This is a genomic window from Microbacterium sp. NPDC089698, assembly GCF_044749045.1.
Classification (GTDB): Bacteria; Actinomycetota; Actinomycetes; order Actinomycetales; family Microbacteriaceae; genus Microbacterium.
In genome coordinates this window covers 49,839-67,341 of sequence record NZ_JBIVHE010000002.1, presented here as the reverse complement: position 1 = coordinate 67,341, position 17,503 = coordinate 49,839, and the positions used below count along the sequence as shown (strand labels likewise).

Annotated in this window: 15 protein-coding genes; 9 read left to right on the top strand and 6 right to left on the bottom strand. The window is 71.0% G+C overall.

Going from position 1 to position 17,503, the window contains the following annotated elements:
- Positions 1-5 precede the first annotated feature (5 nt).
- Positions 6-617, top strand: a complete 612-nt coding sequence (locus tag ACIPY5_RS07410) for a PadR family transcriptional regulator (RefSeq protein ID WP_400968673.1) — start codon at positions 6-8, stop codon at positions 615-617.
- Entirely contained in the window at positions 610-2,097 is a 1,488-nt protein-coding gene (locus ACIPY5_RS07405) for a DHA2 family efflux MFS transporter permease subunit (protein WP_400968670.1), read from the top strand. The genes ACIPY5_RS07410 and ACIPY5_RS07405 overlap by 8 nt, the downstream gene beginning before the upstream one ends.
- 247 nt (positions 2,098-2,344) lie before the next feature.
- On the opposite strand, the gene purD is transcribed toward ACIPY5_RS07405, so the two are convergent.
- Complete coding sequence (gene purD, locus ACIPY5_RS07400) at positions 2,345-3,622, bottom strand: phosphoribosylamine--glycine ligase (RefSeq protein ID WP_400968667.1); 1,278 nt, start codon at positions 3,620-3,622, stop codon at positions 2,345-2,347.
- Between the two features lie 56 nt (positions 3,623-3,678).
- A complete protein-coding gene (locus ACIPY5_RS07395; protein WP_400968664.1) occupies positions 3,679-4,377 on the bottom strand; it encodes an NUDIX hydrolase in 699 nt (232 codons plus the stop codon).
- A gap of 38 nt (positions 4,378-4,415) precedes the next feature.
- On the opposite strand from ACIPY5_RS07395, the gene ACIPY5_RS07390 reads away from it, so the two are divergent.
- Entirely contained in the window at positions 4,416-4,784 is a 369-nt protein-coding gene (locus ACIPY5_RS07390; protein WP_400968661.1) for a sterol carrier family protein, read from the top strand.
- A gap of 61 nt (positions 4,785-4,845) precedes the next feature.
- Entirely contained in the window at positions 4,846-5,163 is a 318-nt protein-coding gene (locus tag ACIPY5_RS07385; protein ID WP_309338810.1) for a potassium transporter Trk, read from the top strand.
- Between the two features lie 143 nt (positions 5,164-5,306).
- Here the strand turns inward: ACIPY5_RS07385 and ACIPY5_RS07380 are convergent, their stop codons facing one another.
- A complete protein-coding gene (locus ACIPY5_RS07380; RefSeq protein ID WP_309338812.1) occupies positions 5,307-5,906 on the bottom strand; it encodes a zinc-binding alcohol dehydrogenase in 600 nt (199 codons plus the stop codon).
- A 140-nt stretch (positions 5,907-6,046) separates the two neighbouring features.
- Between ACIPY5_RS07380 and purM the strand changes: the two genes are divergently transcribed.
- From purM to ACIPY5_RS07365, 3 genes are read left to right on the top strand one after another with little or no spacing between them, the layout of a single operon-like run.
- Entirely contained in the window at positions 6,047-7,162 is a 1,116-nt protein-coding gene (gene purM, locus ACIPY5_RS07375) for a phosphoribosylformylglycinamidine cyclo-ligase (protein WP_400968657.1), read from the top strand.
- A gap of 5 nt (positions 7,163-7,167) precedes the next feature.
- On the top strand, positions 7,168-8,625 hold the full coding sequence (gene purF, locus ACIPY5_RS07370) for an amidophosphoribosyltransferase (RefSeq protein WP_400968654.1): 1,458 nt from the start codon (positions 7,168-7,170) through the stop codon (positions 8,623-8,625).
- Positions 8,622-9,977: a CynX/NimT family MFS transporter gene (locus ACIPY5_RS07365; protein WP_400968651.1), complete on the top strand. Its 1,356-nt coding sequence runs from the start codon at positions 8,622-8,624 to the stop codon at positions 9,975-9,977. Before purF ends, ACIPY5_RS07365 begins: the two co-directional genes overlap by 4 nt.
- Positions 9,978-10,006: 29 nt before the next feature.
- On the opposite strand, the gene ACIPY5_RS07360 is transcribed toward ACIPY5_RS07365, so the two are convergent.
- From ACIPY5_RS07360 to ACIPY5_RS07350, 3 genes are all read right to left on the bottom strand, one after another.
- Positions 10,007-11,143, bottom strand: coding sequence for a metallophosphoesterase family protein (locus tag ACIPY5_RS07360; RefSeq protein ID WP_400968648.1), 1,137 nt, complete (start codon positions 11,141-11,143; stop codon positions 10,007-10,009).
- Complete coding sequence (locus tag ACIPY5_RS07355) at positions 11,140-13,332, bottom strand: DUF5054 domain-containing protein (RefSeq protein WP_400968645.1); 2,193 nt, start codon at positions 13,330-13,332, stop codon at positions 11,140-11,142. Before ACIPY5_RS07355 ends, ACIPY5_RS07360 begins: the two co-directional genes overlap by 4 nt.
- Before the next feature lie 102 nt (positions 13,333-13,434).
- Positions 13,435-15,375, bottom strand: coding sequence for a glycoside hydrolase family 5 protein (locus ACIPY5_RS07350; protein WP_400968643.1), 1,941 nt, complete (start codon positions 15,373-15,375; stop codon positions 13,435-13,437).
- Positions 15,376-15,564: 189 nt separating this feature from the next.
- Here ACIPY5_RS07350 and ACIPY5_RS07345 point away from each other — a divergent pair, with 189 nt between their 5' ends.
- Both ACIPY5_RS07345 and ACIPY5_RS07340 read left to right on the top strand, forming a co-directional pair.
- Positions 15,565-16,458, top strand: a complete 894-nt coding sequence (locus ACIPY5_RS07345) for a carbohydrate ABC transporter permease (RefSeq protein ID WP_400968640.1) — start codon at positions 15,565-15,567, stop codon at positions 16,456-16,458.
- The gene (locus ACIPY5_RS07340) at positions 16,458-17,432 is read left to right on the top strand and encodes a carbohydrate ABC transporter permease (RefSeq protein WP_396652883.1); all 975 of its coding nucleotides are present in this window, start codon (positions 16,458-16,460) and stop codon (positions 17,430-17,432) included. Before ACIPY5_RS07345 ends, ACIPY5_RS07340 begins: the two co-directional genes overlap by 1 nt.
- Positions 17,433-17,503: the final 71 nt, after the last annotated feature.

Here is a 17,503-nt window from a genome sequence, read left to right as displayed (position 1 = left end):
GAGTGATGGTGAAGGATCCGGCGCTCACCTCTCTGGGGGTGATGGTGCTCGCGCTGCTCAGCGAGGGCGACATGCACCCGTACGAGATGGCGCGGCTGCTGCGCGCCCGACGCGACGACCGGATCATCCCGATCTCCAACGGCACGCTGTACCACACCGTCTCCCGCCTGAACGGGCAGGGCCTGCTCGAGGAGGTCGGCGTCGATCGCGACGGCAACCGCCCCGAGCGCACGACGTACGCGGTCACGCCGGCCGGCGCGGACGCGGTGCGCGAATGGGTGCGCCGCGAACTCGGCGGCAGCCGGCGGCAGACCCCGTTCCGCGTGGCCCTGGCCGAGGCGCACAACCTCGACCGGGACGAGGCGGTCGACCTGCTCACGCAGCGGCTCGCGCTGTTGCGCGAAGAGCTGGCGACGATCGGCGCCGCGCTCGACGGCGCCGGAACCCGCGACGTGCCGGAGCAGTACCTCCTCGAGCCGATCCGGCACCGCCTGATGCTGCAGGCGGAGATCGACTGGCTCGGCACCCTGATCCCCCGGATCTCATCCCCCGACTTCGCGTGGGGGCCGGATCCGGACCACCTTCTTGCCAAGCGAAAGGCACACCAGAATGGCTGAAACCATCGGTACGTCGACCGGCGCCTACGCCGTCGGCCACAAGCCGAAGAGCCCCTGGCCCGCCCTCTGGGCGCTGGTCATCGGCTTCTTCATGATCCTCGTGGACACCACGATCGTCTCGGTCGCGAACCCCGCGATCAAGGCGGCGCTCGACCCGTCCACGAACAACCTCGACAACGTGGTGTGGGTGACGAGCGCCTACCTGCTCGCCTACGCCGTGCCGCTGCTGATCACCGGACGCCTCGGCGACCGGTTCGGCCCGAAGAACATGTACCTGATCGGTCTGACGATCTTCACGCTGGCCTCGCTCGGCTGCGGCCTCTCCAACTCCCTCGGGATGCTGATCGCGTTCCGCGCCGTGCAGGGCCTCGGTGCCGCGCTGATGACTCCGCAGACCATGGCGGTCATCACGCGCACCTTCCCGGCCGAGCGCCGCGGCGCCGCGATGGGCCTGTGGGGTGCGACGGCCGGCGTGGCGACGCTCGTCGGCCCGCTCGCCGGCGGTCTGCTCGTGGACGGCTTCGGCTGGGAGTGGATCTTCTTCATCAACCTGCCGGTCGGCGTGATCGGCTTCGTGCTCGCCTGGATCCTCGTCCCGCACCTGAAGACCCACGAGCACCGCTTCGACATGGTCGGCGTCGTTCTCAGCGCTCTCGGCCTGTTCCTCATCGTCTTCGGCCTGCAGGAGGGCCAGCACTACGACTGGGCCGGCTGGATCTGGGCGATGATCGCGGCAGGCATCGTGGTGATGGCCGTCTTCATCTGGCAGCAGGCGAAGACCCGCAGCGAGCCGCTCGTGCCGCTCGGACTGTTCCGGGACCGCAACTTCTCGGTCGCGAACTTCGGGATCGCCACGGTCGGGTTCACCGTGACCTCGATGTCGCTGCCGATGATGTTCTTCTACCAGCTCGCCCGCGGTCTCACGCCGACCGAGGCGGCGCTGCTGCTGATCCCGATGGCGGTGCTGTCGGGCGTGCTCGCCCCGATCGCGGGCCGCATCCTCGACCGCGTCGATCCGCGCGTCCTGCTCGTGCCGGGCCTCGGCCTCACCACGGTCGCCCTGATCTGGTACGGCCTGCTGATGAACCCGGACACCCCGATCTGGATGTTCCTGCTGCCCTCGGCGCTCATGGGCATCGGCCAGGCCGGCATGTGGGGACCGCTGGCCACCACGGCCACGCGCAACCTCGAGCCGCGCCAGGCGGGCGCGGGAGCGGGCATCTACAACACCACCCGGACGATCGGTTCGGTGCTCGGCTCGGCCGCGATCGCCGCGCTCATGCAGGGCCGTCTGGAGGCGAACCTTCCGGGGGCCGCCAGCCACGGCGGCGACTTCGGCACGGGCAAGCTGCCGGAGTTCGTCGTGACCGGATTCTCCACGGCCATGGCGCAGTCGATGATCCTGCCCGCCGCCGTCCTGCTCCTCGGCGTGATCGGGATCCTGTTCATGCAGCGCCCGGCGCACCTCGTGAAGCGCTGACGCGGCGGCAGCCTCGTTGATGCTGTCTCACGCGGCAGTCTCGCGCGGCCGGCAGTCTCGCCGACGCCCCCTCTGAGCGCCGACGCCCCCTCTGAGCACCGACGCCCCCTCGTATGTACGTCAATACGAGGGGGCGCGGATGCTCAGAGGGGGCGTCGACGCGTAAGGGTGCACCCACGGAGCGGCGTCGGCGTGCGCGGGCCCGTCACGGAGCGGGGGAGCCGCGCGCCCGGGCTGCCGCCGCGGACTACTGCGCGACGCGGGCGGCGATGTCGGTGCGGTGGTGCGCGCCGTCGAGGCGGATCCGGCCGAGGGCCTCATAGGCGCGGGAGCGGGCGTCGGCGAAGTCGGATCCGGTCGCGACGACGTTGAGCACGCGGCCGCCGGTCGCGATGAGGTTGCCCCCCGGTGCGTCCGGACCCGCGGTCGCCGCGTGCACGATGCCGACGCCCTCGACGGCCGCGGCCTCGGCCAGGCCCTCGATCGGACGGCCGGTCTGCGGCGCCTCGGGGTAGCCCTCGCTCGCGAGCACCACGGTGATCGCGACGTCGTCGCGGAACTCGGGCTGCGGCTCGTCCTCGAGCGTGCCGGTGGCGGCGGCGAGCAGCAACTGCGAGAGCGGAGTGCGCAGGCGCGGCAGCACCACCTGGGTCTCCGGATCGCCGAAGCGCGCGTTGAACTCGATCACGCGCACGCCGTTCGGCGTGAGGATGAGGCCGGCGTAGAGCAGGCCGATGAACGGCGTGCCCTCGGCGTCGAGCTGCTTCACGACCGGGAGGGCGACGGTGCGGGTGACCTCCTCGACGAAGGCCGCCTCGCTGCCGAACTGCTCGTCGAGCCACGGCAGGGGCGAGTAGGCGCCCATGCCGCCGGTGTTCGGGCCCTCGTCGCCGTCGAAGGCGCGCTTGAAGTCCTGCGCGGGGCTCAGCGCGCGCACCGTGTCGCCGTCGCTGAGGAAGAACAGTGAGACCTCGGGGCCCGTCAGGAACTCCTCGATGAGCACGGGACCGTGCGGAAGGTACTGCTCGGCGTGGGCGAGCGCGGCGGCGCGGTCGGGGGTGACGATGACGCCCTTGCCCGCGGCGAGTCCGTCGGCCTTCACGACGTAGGGGGCGCCGAGGTCGTCGAACGCCGCCTCGACCTCGGCGGCGGTCGCGGCGCGCACGGCGCGGCCGGTCGGCACCGAGGCCGCCTCCATGATCCGCTTCGCGAACGCCTTCGATCCCTCCAGCTGCGCTGCGGCGCGGCCGGGTCCGAACACCGGGATCCCGTGCGCGCGCACCACGTCGGCGACGCCCGCGACGAGCGGCGCCTCCGGGCCGATGACGACGAGGTCGACGCCGTGCTCGTCGGCGAAGGCACGGACGGCCGAGCCGTCCATCGGATCCACCTCGACCAGCGTCGCGTCCTGCGCGATCCCGGCGTTGCCCGGGGCGCAGAGGATCTCGTGGCCCTTCCGCTCGGCGCGCAGGGCGAGGATGATCGCGTGCTCACGGGCACCGGAACCGAGGACGAGGATCTTCACCCCGTCAGCCTACCGAGCGGCCGCCCGTCGATGACCGTCGTGAAGCCGTGCGACGGTCACAGTTCGAGACGGATGGGCCGCTCGTCGGCGCGGTCCCACGGCAGGGTCCAGCCGGCGGCCTCGAAGACGCCGTCGAGCACCATCGCCGTGAAGCCCCACACGATCGTGCCGTCGACGTCGAAGGCGGGCCCGCGGAAGGTCTGCCCCATCCGGGTGAGGGTCGAGGTGAACCGGGTCGCCGGATCCAGCAGCGTCGCGACCGGCACGCGGAACACCTGCACGGTCTCGGCGTGATCCACCGCGACGACCCGTGACGGCTCGCGCCACCAGCCCAGCACCGGCGTGACGAGGTGATTGCTGGCGGCGAGGGGGATCTCGGGGAGTGTCGCGAGGATCTCGACGCCGGCGGGATCCAGCCCGGTCTCCTCCTGCGCCTCGCGGAGAGCCGTCGCGGCGGGATCCGGATCCTCGTCCTCGCGGCGACCGCCCGGGAAGGAGACCTGACCAGGATGCGAGGAGAGCGTCGCCGCACGGCGCTGCAGCAGCACGTCGAGATCGGCCGGCACCGTGACCGCATCCGCGTCGGACGGCTCGTCGTCGAGGCGTCCGAACAGGATCAGCACGGACGCGGCGTGCGCGTCGTCATCGACCCCGGGGAAGCGTCCGAGGCCGAGCGCGCCCTTCGCCGCCGCCGCGAGCAGGTCGGCGCGCGCCCCGGCGGTGTCCGTGGCGGGTGTCTCGGCGGAGGAAGTCATCGTGCCGAGCCTATGCCCGTGGTGCCTAGCATGGACCTATGGCGAGCAGGATCGACACCACCGCGGGGCGCGCAGCGCTCGATGCCGCCCGTGCGGCGCTCGCCGCCGGCGGGAAGCCCGCCCGCTCCGACTACGCCACGGCCGTGCGGTATCTGCTGCAGCTGCTGGACGAGAAGGCGCCGGGCAACAGCGTCGAGGTGCGCGTGCCGCCGTTCGGCGCCGTGCAGGTGGTGCGGGGGCCGCGGCACACGCGCGGGACCCCGCCGAACGTCGTCGAGCTGGATCCGGCCACGTGGATCGCGGTCGCGACCGGATCCGAGAGCTGGGCGTCCGCGCTCGACGCGGGCCGGATCCACGCCTCCGGCACCCGCGCGGATCTCACCGATCTGCTGCCGCTGCGCCCCTGACCGCGCGGCAAGGTCGCTCTCGCGCGGAGCGGCCCACAGGTGCGCGTGGGAGAATGGAGGCATGAGCACGCCGCAGCCGGACCGCACGCCCGAGATCGTCGAGGCGCGCGTCCGTCGTGCGCCGCGCTGGGGCGTCTTCCTCGGCATCGGCGTGGGCGTGGGCGTGGTCCTCGCCTTCGTGCTGACCGTGTTCGGCAACTTCGACGCGTCGGAGGCGACGCAGGTCGCCTACCCGTTCGGTCAGGTGTTCGGCTTCCTGCTGCTGTGGACGGTGCCGGTCGGCATCGCCCTCCTCGGCGTCCTCGCGCTCATCCTCGAGCGCGCCGCGCGCCGCAGCGAGCGAGTGGTGCGCGTCGATCGCGAGACCGTCGCGGAGTAATCCGCCGGGCCCGGGATCCGGGCGCCGTCCCGCCGTTCGCAAGTTTCGGGGCACACCATCCCGTTTTGGGGCGCAGCAGACCGCGCTCGACGGCGGTGACGCGCCCCGAACGGAGCAGACGCGCCCCAAACCCGGGGATCCCGTCACGCCACCTCGGCGATCACGGGGCGGATCGCGCTGTCGAAGTCCACGGGGTCGTGCCGGAGGCTGTCGGTCACCGCGATGCTGAAGGCGCCGATGCGCCAGATCCCGCGCTGCGCGAGCGGCAGGACGTGCACGTTGAGCTCGAAGGAGTGCGCGCGGCGTCCGGTGTCGCGCTCGAACTCGGCGAGCGCGGCGGCATAGGCGCGGTACGGGTCGCCGGTTCCGGAGACCGAGCGCGAATAGCGCTTCTGGGCCTCGTTCGCGTAGCGCACCACCTCGGCCGCGAGCGGCGCGATCGCCGCGCGCAGCCGCTCCGCCCCCACGGCGGGGAGCGCGACGATCGTGTCGAAGCCGTCGATGAGCTCGAGCGGAGACCGGGACGGATGCGACTCGGGTTCGACCGTCATGTCCCAGTAGGCCCGCCATTGCCGCTCGAGCGCGTCGTCCACCCCGCCGTCGTCGAAGGCGCGCAGCGGGTGGTCCCTCAACGTCGGCAGCTCCGCCGGGATCCGGATCCCCAGCCGCTGGCGCAGCGCGAGCGCGATGAGCACCGGGATCCCGGCCTCCTCGCGCACCAGCCACTGCGGCTTGTCGACCATGCGCCCATCGTACGGATTTCCGGGCCGCGCGGGGCCCGATTGCGGGTCACGATCGAGGACGCGGATCCCGGGCGCCGGTCCGCCTCCGCGGGCCCCGGCCGGCGGGCGACCGCACAGCCGCCCGCCGGTAGGATTGTCGGGTGTCCTCCCGCACCTATGCTGAGGCCGGCGTCGATACGGCAGCCGGCGATCGAGCCGTCGAACTCATGAAGTCCGCCGTCCGTGCCACGCACGGACCCGAGGTGCTCGGCGGGGTCGGCGGATTCGCCGGGCTTTTCGACGCCTCCGCCCTGCTCGGCTACCGCCGGCCGCTGCTCGCGTCGAGCACCGACGGCGTCGGCACCAAGGTCGCGATCGCGCAGGCGATCGACAAGCACGACACGATCGGGCACGACCTGGTCGGCATGGTCGTGGACGACATCGTCGTGGTCGGCGCGAAGCCGCTGTTCATGACCGACTACATCGCCTGCGGCAAGGTCTTCCCCGAGCGCATCGCCGATATCGTGCGCGGCATCGCCGAGGCGTGCGAGCTCACTGGCACCGCCCTCGTCGGCGGCGAGACGGCCGAGCACCCGGGTCTGCTGGGCGTCGACGACTACGACGTCGCGGGCGCGGCGACCGGCATCGTCGAGGCGGACCGGATCCTCGGATCCGAGCGCGTGCAGGACGGCGACGTCGTCCTCGCCCTCGCCTCCAGCGGCCTGCACTCGAACGGCTACTCGCTCGTGCGGCACATCCTCGCGAAGGCCGGGATCGGCTACGGCGACCGCGCCGCCGACCTGGGCAGCACCTGGGGCGAGGCGCTGCTGACCCCGACCCGCCTCTACACGACCCCGCTGCTCGGCATCGCGGAGCAGTTCGACGGCGCGGTGCACTCCCTCAGCCACGTCACGGGCGGCGGTATCGCGGCCAACCTCGCGCGCGTCCTGCCGCAGGGATCCTGGGCCGAGGTCGACCGCTCCACGTGGTCGCCCGCTCCGGTGTTCCGCGTGCTGAGCGACCTGGCGGGCACCACGCTGGAGTCCAGCGAGGGCACCTGGAACCTCGGCATCGGCTTCCTCGCGGTCGTCGACGCCGCCTCCGCCCCCGCGATCGGCGAGGCCCTCACGGCCGGCGGCATCGACACCTGGCAGGTCGGGACGGTGCGGCTCGACGCCGTCGCCGCGCGCCCGGCCGGAGACTTCGAACAGGGCGCCAAGGGCGTCGACGGCGGTGCCGTGCGCCTGGTCGGCGCCTACGCGGACGGAGCGAACTGACACCCATGTGCGGCATCGTCGGAATGGTCGGGCACAGCCCGGTCAACCAGGACATCTACGACGCGCTCCTCCTGCTGCAGCACCGCGGACAGGACGCGACCGGCATCGCCACGGCCGAGCCCGGCGGCGTCATGCACATGGCCAAGGCGGAGGGCATGGTGCGCGAGGCGTTCCGCACCCGCGACATGCGCTCGCTGCTCGGAAACGTCGGCCTCGGCCACGTCCGCTACGCCACGAAGGGCACCGCGTCGAGCGAGGAGGAGGCCCAGCCGTTCTACGTGAACGCGCCCTACGGCATCGTCCTCATCCACAACGGCAACCTCACCAACACGCGTGAGCTCACCGCCGACATGGCGCACCGCGATCGCCGTCATCTGAACTCCTCGAGCGACACCGAGCTGCTGCTGAACGTGCTCGCGCACGAGCTGCAGACCACGACCTCGACCGTCGACCTCGACTCCGAGCGCATCTTCGAGGCCGTCGCGCGCACGCATGAGCGGATCGAGGGCGCCTACGCCGTCATCGCGATCCTCGCCGGCTACGGACTGCTCGCCTTCCGGGATCCGTTCGGGATCCGCCCGCTGATCCTCGGCAAGCGCGTCAGGGACGGCAAGGAGGAGTGGGTCGTCGCGAGCGAGTCGCTCGTGCTCGAGAACGGCGACTACGAGGTCGTCCGCGAGGTCGAGCCCGGCGAGGCCGTCTTCATCACGAACGAGGGCACGCTGTTCTCCAAGCAGTGCGCGAAGGCCCCGGTCCTCGCGCCCTGCGCGTTCGAGTACGTGTACCTGGCCCGACCCGACTCGGTCATGAACGGCATCTCGGTCTACGAGTCGCGCCTGCGCATGGGCGAGCGCCTCGCGGACACGATCGCGACGCACGTGCCGCTCGACGAGATCGACGTGGTCATGCCGATCCCCGACTCCTCGCGGCCCGCCGCGATGGAGGTCGCCCGCAAGCTCGGCATCGAGTATCGCGAGGGCTTCTACAAGAACCGCTACGTGGGCCGGACGTTCATCATGCCCGGCCAGGCGGTGCGCAAGAAGAGCGTGCGGCAGAAGCTGAACGCGATGTCGACCGAGTTCAAGGGCAAGAACGTGCTGCTCATCGACGACTCGATCGTGCGCGGCACCACCTCGAAGCAGATCATCCAGATGGCGCGCGACGCGGGCGCGAAGTCCGTGATCTTCGCCTCCGCGGCTCCGCCGATCCGTCACCCGCACGTGTACGGCATCAACATGCCGTCGAAGCACGAGCTCATCGCGCACGGCCGGACGATCCCCGAGATCGCCGAGGTCCTGGGCGCCGACCGTCTCGTGTACCAGGAGGTCGAAGACCTCAAGGCGGCGATCACCGAGGGTTCCGCGCTCACGGACCTCGACATGAGCCCGTTCGACGGCCGGTACGTCACCGGAACCGTCACGGAGGAGTATCTGGGCTGGCTCGAGGGGTCGCAGACCTCGTGACGGCGGGCGGACTGCAGACCCGTCCGCTCTGGCAGGGGCGCACCCTGGCGGTGCTCGGGATCGTGCTGTGCGCGTTCTCGCTGCGCTCCGCGGTGGCCTCGCTGTCCCCGGTCGTCGACCTGATCGGGCGGGACTTCCCGCTCTCCCCGGCGATCATCGGCCTGATCGGCACGGCCCCTCCCGTGTGCTTCGCGCTGTTCGGCCTGCTGACCCCGCTCTTCGAGCGCCGGCTCGGCCTGGAGCGGGTCGCGGTCATCGCGCTGAGCGCCGTGACGCTCGGGCTCATCGCGCGGGGCGTCGCGGTGAACGCGGTGACGCTCGTGATCGCGACCGCGCTCGTCTTCGCCGGCGTGGGCATGGCGAACATCCTCATGCCGCCGCTCGTGAAGAAGTACTTCGCGGACCGCATGGGTCTGATGATGACGGTCTACACGACGGTCATGGCCTTCTCGACCTTCCTCCCGCCGCTCGTCGCCGTGCCGATCGCGGAGACCGCGGGATGGCGCACCTCGCTCTCGATGTGGGCCGTGTTCGCGCTGGCCGGCACGATCCCGTGGATCGTCATGCTCGTGCGCGATCGGATCGGCGCATCGCGGGATGCGACCGCCGCGGATCCGGAACCCGCGACGGAGCAGCCGGAGCAGGAGGAGCGGATCCGCGAAGGCCGCGACGTCTCGCTCGAGGACGCGGTCGCCGCCGCGACCGGGCCGATCGTCGTGGCCCCCTCGAACGGGCGCATCTTCGCGCGGATGCCGAGGATCCCGCTGGCCTGGGCGCTCGCGGCCGTGTTCGCGACCTCCTCGACCATGGCGTACGCCGCCTTCGCCTGGCTGCCCACGATCCTCGTGCAGTACGAGGGCGTGAGCGCGCAGGCGGCGGGACCGCTGCTGTCGCTGTTCGCCTTCATCGGCCTGCCCGCGTCGCTGGTCGTCCCGCTGCTCGTGGTGCGGTTCCGCGCCACGACGCCGCTCTACATCGTCGGTGCGCTCGGCGGTCTGATCGGTGCGCTCGGGCTCATCCTCTGGAACCGGCCGGAGCTGGCGTGGCTCTGGGTGACCCTGTTCGGGCTGGTCGGCCTGCTGTTCCCCCTCGCCCTCGTGCTCATCAGCATCCGCGCGCGGGAGCCGGAGACGGCGGTGGCGCTGAGCGGCTTCGTGCAGAGCCTCGGCTACACCGTCGCGGCCGTCTTCCCGGTGCTGCTGGGCGTCCTGCACACCACGACCGGCGGCTGGCAGGTGCCGCTCTGGGTGCTCGCGATCATGCTCGTGCTGTCGATCCCCGCGGGCGTCGTCGTCGGGCGCCCGCGCACGGTCGAGGCCGCGTGGGAGCGCCGCAACGGCCGACGCTGGTAAGGCGCCGGTAGGCGCACCCCCGGACGCCCTCAGAGCGGCGCGAGCGTCTCGGCGAAGCGCACCGCGCCGTCGAGCGTGCGCATCGTGAGCCGCAGGGATCCCCGATCCGCCTGGATGTCGATCCAGGTCGCCGCCTCTGCGGAGGACGCGTCGAGGTCGGGGCCGCCGGCGACGACCTGCGCGTAGGGGAACTCCCGGTCGGCCGGGATCAGGGCGGGCTCGTGCGTGTGGCCGGAGACGATGAGCTGCGCGCCCCAGGCGGCCAGAGCGTCGTGCCAGGCATCGCGGCTCATCCGGCTGAACCAGTCGTAGCCCTCGTCGTCGTAGTCCGCCGGGGTCTCGTCGACCCAGCGCAGCGGGATGTGGCAGAACACGAGCCGGTACGGTGCGTCGCGGATCTCGGGCCGCGCCGTCGCCTCCCGCAGCCACTGCGCCTGCTCGGCGCGCAGCGGCTCGAATGCGACCCGGCCGCGGAACGTCGGGTGCGCATCGGGCTTGTCCTCGCCGGTGTGCAGGAAGATGCAGGCCACGGGGCCGATCCGTGCGGCGGAGAAGGGCCGCGCATCGCGGGTCGCGACGTACTCCTGCAGCCGGAACGCCCAGTCGCCGCGCACGTCGTGGTTCCCGATCAGCACCTCGAGGGGCCGGTCCGCGCTGATGTCGCGCTGCGCCGGCGCGAGCACGGTGTCCGCGAACCGGTCTGGCGTGGTCCAGTCGTTGCAGAGGTCGCCGTTCCACACCAGCAGGTCGACAGGCGGCGTCTGATCGTCGAGGGCGCGGATCGTGTCGTCGTGCTGGTGGGTGTCGTTCCAGACGGCGATCCTCGCGCTCTCGGCGGATCCGTCCGGCAGGCGCACGGTCTTCCATGCGCTCGCATGCCGCGCCCCGGGGTGCGCGACCGCGACCGTCACCGCGCGCACCTGCACCTCGGCGCCGGCGGGAAGGCCGTCGGCCCGCACGCGCAGGACGCGCTCGCTCTGCGGCGTCATGCCGAACGCGTCCATCCTGGCTTCACCGCGCGCGTCGCCGGTGCGCCACTCGAGCGTTCCCCTGGCGAGGCGCGAGACCGCCCACACCGCCTCGAAGCCGTCGGGGCGCAACGCCATGATCACGAGCGGGCTCGTGACGAGAGGCTCGTCTGCGGCGCTCGGACGTGATTCGGTCATCGGGTCTCCTCGTCGGGGGCGGAGGCGCTGCCGAGGTCCAGCTCGAACCGATAGCGCAGGTCGTCATCGAACCACATCCGGAAGTTCGTCCCCCACACATTGTTGTGCAGGTTGACGGCGAAGCCGTCGGCGGGATCCGGCAGCGCGTCCTCGAAGCGCAACAGGGCAGGGGATCCGACCGCGACCAGCGGGGCGTCGAGCGTGCGGATGCGCACCGGACGCGTCCCGGCGCGGTCCGCGCTCGTCGCCGCGTGCAGCGTGCGGTTGCCGCGGCTCACCACGCGGCGCGGGTCGATCGCGACGCCGAGCTTCTGCAGCGTCCACTCGCCGTCGGCCGCCGTGTCGCCGGGGGCCGGCCGGAAGCCGAACCAGCTCGCCTCCGGCAGGCGGGACGCCTCGCGCCCGCACACGTCGAGCACGATCCGGATCGGCCCCGGGCCCTGAGGGAACAGGTACTCGACCATGATCCGCGCCGGAGCGCCCGTCTCGGCGACGAGCTCCTCCGGGAGAGTCAGCTCGACGATCGCGGTGTCGGCGCCGTCGTCACCTGCGCCGGTGCGCAGGTTCTGAACCTCGGGGACGGTGACGCGGGCGGGCAGCGTCTCCGCGATCGCGAGCCCGGGGCTCGCCTGGTCGGGGATCGCCCAGACGCCCGTGTGCGCGAGGTCGCGGCAGTACTGCTGCAGCCAGCGCTGCTCGTCCCGCTCGTCGAAGGTCTGATGCCGGAACGAACCGAGAGTGTGCTCGGCGTCGGCCCACACGGCGCCGCGCTCATCGCGCAGTCCGACGATGGCCCCATCCGCGCCGAACCGCACGGCGAACCGTCCGAGCGTCACCTCCTCGCCGACCATGAAACTACCGCGTCCCACTTCTGGCTCTTCCCGGGTCTGTTCTGCCGCCGGAATGGGGACATGATGGGGCCGAAAGTGGGACACGGTTGGTGCGACGTCAGAGCCGGCGGCCGGGCGCAGCTCCGCCAGCGCGACGCGGGCCTCGGCGGCCCGCTCGGGGGACAGGGCGGCGAGCGCGGTGTCGAGATGCGCGCGCTGCTCGGCCCAGGACGCCTCGAACCCGGAGTAGGTCAGCGGGTGCGGTGCCGGATGCTCCGCCCACGCCCAGTCGTAGACGCGGGTGTCCGCGGGGTTCGCCGAGGGATCCACGACATCCCGTGAGCGGGCCGCCGCGAAGTCGGCCTTCGCGTAGTTCACGTAGTCCGGGAGGTAGGTCTTCAGGTCCTCGCCCCAGGTGTGCTCGGCGATGCGCAGGAGTGCGACGCCGAGATCGTGATGCTCGGCCGATGAGGGATCAAGAGCCCCGTCCCGCAGCCACGCCGTCCGCAGCCGCTGCAGCACGCCCAGTCCGGCGGTGATCAGGGGATCCGCGCCCGCGCCGTGGATCCAGGTGTCGCCGATCTCCTCGGTCAGCACGGGCAGCGCATCCCGGTGCGCGAGCAGCGCACGCGCGAAGTCGTCCAGGCCCGAAGCGACGATCCGCGCTCCGGGATGCGCGGCGGCGAGGTCCGCGAACAGCTCCTCGACCTCGGCGGCGGAGGGAGGTCCGTTGTTGTCCCCGGTGTGCGCGAGGTGCAGCGCATCGGAGCCGCCGGGCACGACGGCGAGGTCGAGGCCCTCCGAGCCGTAGGAGCGCGCGTAGTTCACGACGACCTCCGCGCCGCCGGGAGCGCGCCACACGAAGAACTCCGGCACCTCGGGCACGGCCGAGGCCCCGTTCACCCCGAGGTGCAGGTACTCGATCCCGGCCTCGGCCAGCACCGGCACGAGTCCGATCGTGTGACCCGGTACGTCGGTCATCTTCGCGGCGATCGTGCGGCGGCCGTAGCGCGCGTCGAGCCCCCGCGACAGCGATGCGGCGAAGGCCGCGAGGGAGGGGTCCATGAGCTCGGTGTGCGTCGTGAGCGGCAGGCCGTGCCAGCGGATCCGCCCCGCGCGCAGGGCGGCGTCGAGTCGCTCGCGCTGATCCGGCGATCCGTGGCGCAGCACGTGGTCGATGAGCCAGGATCCGGTCGTCCAGACGAAGCTGGCGGGTCCGTCGCGGCGTTCGAGCTCCTCGGCCAGGTCGATCGCCCGGGGGAGGTACTGCTCGACGTAGCCGTCGACCACGTCGCGGGCGAGGGCGGTGAAGCCGATGTCGAGGTGGGTCTTGAAGACGACATGGATCGTGTCGATCACGGGGGTTCCTTCTGCGGTCGTGCGGGTGCGGTCGTGGGCTGTGCGGTCGTGCGCGGTGCGGGCGGATCGTGCGGGCGGCGAGGACCGCCGCCCGCACGATGGTCACTGCAGGGGCTTGCAGAGCAGCGCGCTCGGCACGCCGCCCTGGAGGCGCTGGTAGGTGTAGGCGATTCCGGCGATGTACTCGCCATCAGCGCACTGCCCCTTGAAGTGCCCCGGAGCCCAGTCGCTCGCGGTGGATCCGCCGCTCGCGGGGCGGTTGTCGCCCTGATCGAACCAGAGCGTGCGTCCCTGGCTCGTCGGGAGCGCACTCGTGCTCGGCGCGCACAGCAGCTTCGAGGCGGCCCAGCGATTGGTCGTTCCGATCGTCAGGCTGAAGCCGACGGCCATCTGCCCCGGTGCGCACTGCAGTTTGCTGTAACCGCCGGCCCAGTCCTGCTGCACGTTCGCCTCGTTCGAGACGACAGTGCGCTCGGCCGTGAGGCCGGGCTGCGCGGCATCGGTGCACAGCCCGCGGTTGATGCTGCGCGACACCCCCTGCAGGCGTTCGGTGTCGGGGCAGACGCCCTTCCACTGCCCGGAGTCCCAGTCGGGCCGGGTCTGCATGAGGGCGGAGGCGTTCGTGTCGGGGAGGTAGCTGTTGCTGCCGAGCATGTTCCAGCGCGTCTCGACGGGCACCTGCCCGGTTCTGCCGGCGCTCGTCACGAGCTTCTGCCAGCCGGCGTACCGCCAGTCGTCGGCGATGCTGATCCGGCTGCCGTCCGGACGATAGCCGAGGAGCGCGAAGGTGTCGGCGAACGCCCCTGACGCATCGGCCTGGGTGACCAGCGGCCAGGCGGCGAAGTCGGTGTCGTTCGCGACCAGGAGATCGGTGAAGCTGTTCCACCAGGCGATCTCCTTCTGATCGGTCTGACCGGCGCCGCGGGTGCCGAACTCGCTCATCCACACCGGGGCGGTGTAGTGCTGACCCGGCGTCGTGACGAACAGGGCCTCCTGGCGCACCGCGTCCGCGAGCTGGGTCGCCGTCATGTCGCGGTACCGCAGGTCGTGCGTCTCGCCCAGGCCCGTCGCCCCGGTGTGCTGGGGGCCGGTGAATCCGTAGACATGCGCCGCGTAGAGGAGCTTGTCGGGGCGCAGGATCGTGTTCGAGATGTTCGCGACCGGCTTCAGCATGGGCCGGTCGTGGTACACGCCGTCCAGCGGCACGCCCTGCCAGTTGATGCCCTCCATGATCACCAGGACGTCGGGGTTCGCGCGCTGGATCGCGATCGCCGCCTGCTGATACGCCTTGTAGAGGTCGTTGCCGTCGCCGCCGCCCCAGTTCGCATCGTCCATCAGGTCGCGACGCACCTCGTTGCGCAGATCCATGCCGACGACCCGCGGGTTCGTCCGGTAGCGCTCGGTGAGCGCGACCCAGTCCGAGATCCACTTCTCGGTCGTCTGGCTGCTGTACCACTTGGTGTTGCCGTCGTCATGGCTGCAGCACCAGCGCGATGTCGTGGTGTGGTTGTTCAGGATCACCGCGAACCCGTCGGCGGTGAGCGCTGCGATCACGGCGTCGAACACCTGGAGCGGCGTCTTCCCCCGCAGCTGCGGGTTCGCGGCGACGGCCGCATCCGGTACGGGGGCTGTCATGCCGAGCATCTCGTTCGAGAAGGGCAGGCGGATGCTGTTGATCCCGAGACCGTGGAAGTCGCTGAGCAGGGACGGCAGCGCGACCCGGTCGAGCCCCATGGGGATGTCGTAGCTGTCCCCGCTGTTGTGCGTGGCGGGATCGTCCTTGGATCCGCTCCCGTTCCAGTGCCCCTGTGCGCCGTCCCAGTTCGCGGACATCAGCTTGAAGCGGTCGCCGTCGGCGTCGACGACGTATCGTCCTCGGGTGCTCAGGGGCGCCGCCCAGGATCCGGCGAGCTCGGCGCCGGTGAGGGCCGGGATGAGTGCGGGGCGCGTCTGCGCGGCCGCGGGGGCGGGTGCGAGCAGCCCTGCGGCCAGCGCGCCGGCGCCGAGCGCCGTGATCAGCCTCGTCCATCGTCGTCGTTGCATGGATCAAACTCCTTCGTTCTCTCTCCATCGGATGCGGCCTCGCCGTCGCTTCCGGCCCACCCGCGGGTCAGGCCGGAAGCGGCTTGGCGACGTAAACACGACCGTTGCGGAATCGTGAGTTGTTTACGTAACCATAGTGTGCCTATAGTGAATTGATAACGCAAACAATCACGAGGAAGTGAGACACGGATGTCGATCGCGATGACGCGGCTCCGACGCTCCCGCCGGTCCTGGGCGGGGTGGTGGTTCGTCGGTCCCTTCATGCTCGTGTTCGCGCTGGTGCTCATCGCACCGCTGCTCTACGCGATCTATCTCAGCCTGTTCCGCGACTCCCTGATCGGCGGCACGCGCTTCGTCGGGCTGGAGAACTACGCGACCGCGCTCGTGGATCCGAAGTTCTGGGACGCGACGGGGCGCGTGGTCCTGTTCCTGTGCGTGCAGGTGCCGATCATGCTGGCCCTCGCACTCGTGGCGGCGCTCGCCCTCGACAGCGCGCGGCTACGGTTCGTGCCGCTGTACCGGCTGAGCATCTTCCTCCCGTATGCCGTGCCGGGTGTCGTGGCCGTCATGATCTGGGGCTACATGTACGGCGATCAGTTCGGACTCGTGGCCGACCTCAACCGCTGGCTGGGCGACATCGTGCCCTCGCCCCTCTCGGAGAGCTTCATCCTGCCCGCGATCGGCAACATCGTGACCTGGGAGTTCGTGGGCTACAACATGCTGATCTTCTTCTCGGCGCTGCAGGCGGTGCCGCAGGAGCAGTACGAGGCCGCGGAGATCGACGGGGCGGGTGCCCTGCGCACGGTCTTCAGCATCAAGCTCCCCGCCATCCGCGGTGCGATCGTCGTGGCGACGATCTTCTCCATCATCGGCAGCTTTCAGCTCTTCAACGAGCCCGCGGTGCTGCAGAAGATCGCCCCGAACGCGATCTCCAGCTACTTCACGCCGAACATGTACGCGTTCAACCTGTCGTTCGCCGGATCCCAGTTCAACTATGCGGCCGCGATCGCGATCATCTCCGGCGTGATCACCATGATCATCGCGTTCTTCGCGCAGTCCATGGGCTCGAAGGAGCAGAAGTGATGAGCGTCGTCGTCTCGAACAGCGCGGAGCAGCTGAACACCGAAGCCGTCGTCACCGGACGGCGCCCGAGCCGCCTCGCGAGCGGCCGGATCCAGAGCCGCCCGTCCCGCCGCGGCGCCCGCCGCCCGGCGCGGCGCACCCGCACCTCGATCACCCTGATGATCGTGATGACCCTGATGCTGATCTACAGCCTGGGTCCGCTGTTCTGGCTCGTCGTGAACTCCACGAAGTCCCGTCAGGACCTGTACGACACGTCGGGGCTGTGGTTCGGACCGAACTTCTCGCTGTTCACGAACATCGCGGACGTCTTCAGCTACAGCGACGGGGTCTTCCTGCGCTGGTTCCTCAACACGGTGCTCTATGTCGTGGTGGGTGCGGGCGGCGCCACGCTCCTCGCCACGCTCGCGGGCTACGGCCTCGCGAAGTACCGGTTCCCCGGGCGACGCGCGGTGTTCGCGATCATCCTGGGGGCGCTCGCGATCCCCGGATCCGTGCTCGCCGTGCCGCAGTTCCTGCTGTTCAGCAAGCTGGGTCTCACCAACACGCCCGTCGCGGTCATCGTCCCCTCGCTCGTGAGCGCGTTCGGCCTGTACCTGGTGTGGGTCTACGCGGCCGAGGCGATCCCCGACGAGCTCATCGAGGCCGCGCGCCTGGACGGGGCCGGCGAGCTGCGGATCTTCTTCTCCATCTCGCTGCGCCAGCTCGCCCCGGCCTTCATCACGGTGCTGATGTTCGCCGTCGTCGCCACCTGGAACAACTACTTCCTGCCGCTCATCATGCTCTCCAGCCCGGAGTGGTACCCGCTCACCGTCGGGCTCAGCCAGTGGGCGTCCGCCTCGGCGTCGATCGGCACGCAGCCGATCCCGCAGCTGGTCATCACCGGATCCCTGCTGACCGTGCTGCCGATCTCCGCGGCCTTCCTCTACCTGCAGCGCTACTGGCAGTCCGGCCTCGCGACCGGCGCCGTCAAATAGACGCTCACGTTCGTTCCTTCCCCCTCTCCCACCGATCCCGCAAGACACCTCTGCATCACCCTCCCGAAAGG

Excerpts from the sequence above, each read along its gene's own strand:
- ACIPY5_RS07405 (WP_400968670.1), top strand. The coding sequence starts at position 610 with ATGGCTGAAACCATCGGTACGTCGACCGGCGCCTACGCCGTCGGCCAC.
- ACIPY5_RS07360 (WP_400968648.1), bottom strand. The coding sequence starts at position 11,143 with ATGACCGAATCACGTCCGAGCGCCGCAGACGAGCCTCTCGTCACGAGC.
- ACIPY5_RS07385 (WP_309338810.1), top strand. The coding sequence starts at position 4,846 with ATGAGCACGCCGCAGCCGGACCGCACGCCCGAGATCGTCGAGGCGCGC.
- ACIPY5_RS07390 (WP_400968661.1), top strand. The coding sequence starts at position 4,416 with ATGGCGAGCAGGATCGACACCACCGCGGGGCGCGCAGCGCTCGATGCC.
- purF (WP_400968654.1), top strand. The coding sequence starts at position 7,168 with ATGTGCGGCATCGTCGGAATGGTCGGGCACAGCCCGGTCAACCAGGAC.
- ACIPY5_RS07410 (WP_400968673.1), top strand. The coding sequence starts at position 6 with ATGGTGAAGGATCCGGCGCTCACCTCTCTGGGGGTGATGGTGCTCGCG.
- ACIPY5_RS07395 (WP_400968664.1), bottom strand. The coding sequence starts at position 4,377 with ATGACTTCCTCCGCCGAGACACCCGCCACGGACACCGCCGGGGCGCGC.
- ACIPY5_RS07380 (WP_309338812.1), bottom strand. The coding sequence starts at position 5,906 with ATGGTCGACAAGCCGCAGTGGCTGGTGCGCGAGGAGGCCGGGATCCCG.
- ACIPY5_RS07350 (WP_400968643.1), bottom strand. The coding sequence starts at position 15,375 with ATGCAACGACGACGATGGACGAGGCTGATCACGGCGCTCGGCGCCGGC.
- ACIPY5_RS07340 (WP_396652883.1), top strand. The coding sequence starts at position 16,458 with ATGAGCGTCGTCGTCTCGAACAGCGCGGAGCAGCTGAACACCGAAGCC.
- ACIPY5_RS07345 (WP_400968640.1), top strand. The coding sequence starts at position 15,565 with ATGTCGATCGCGATGACGCGGCTCCGACGCTCCCGCCGGTCCTGGGCG.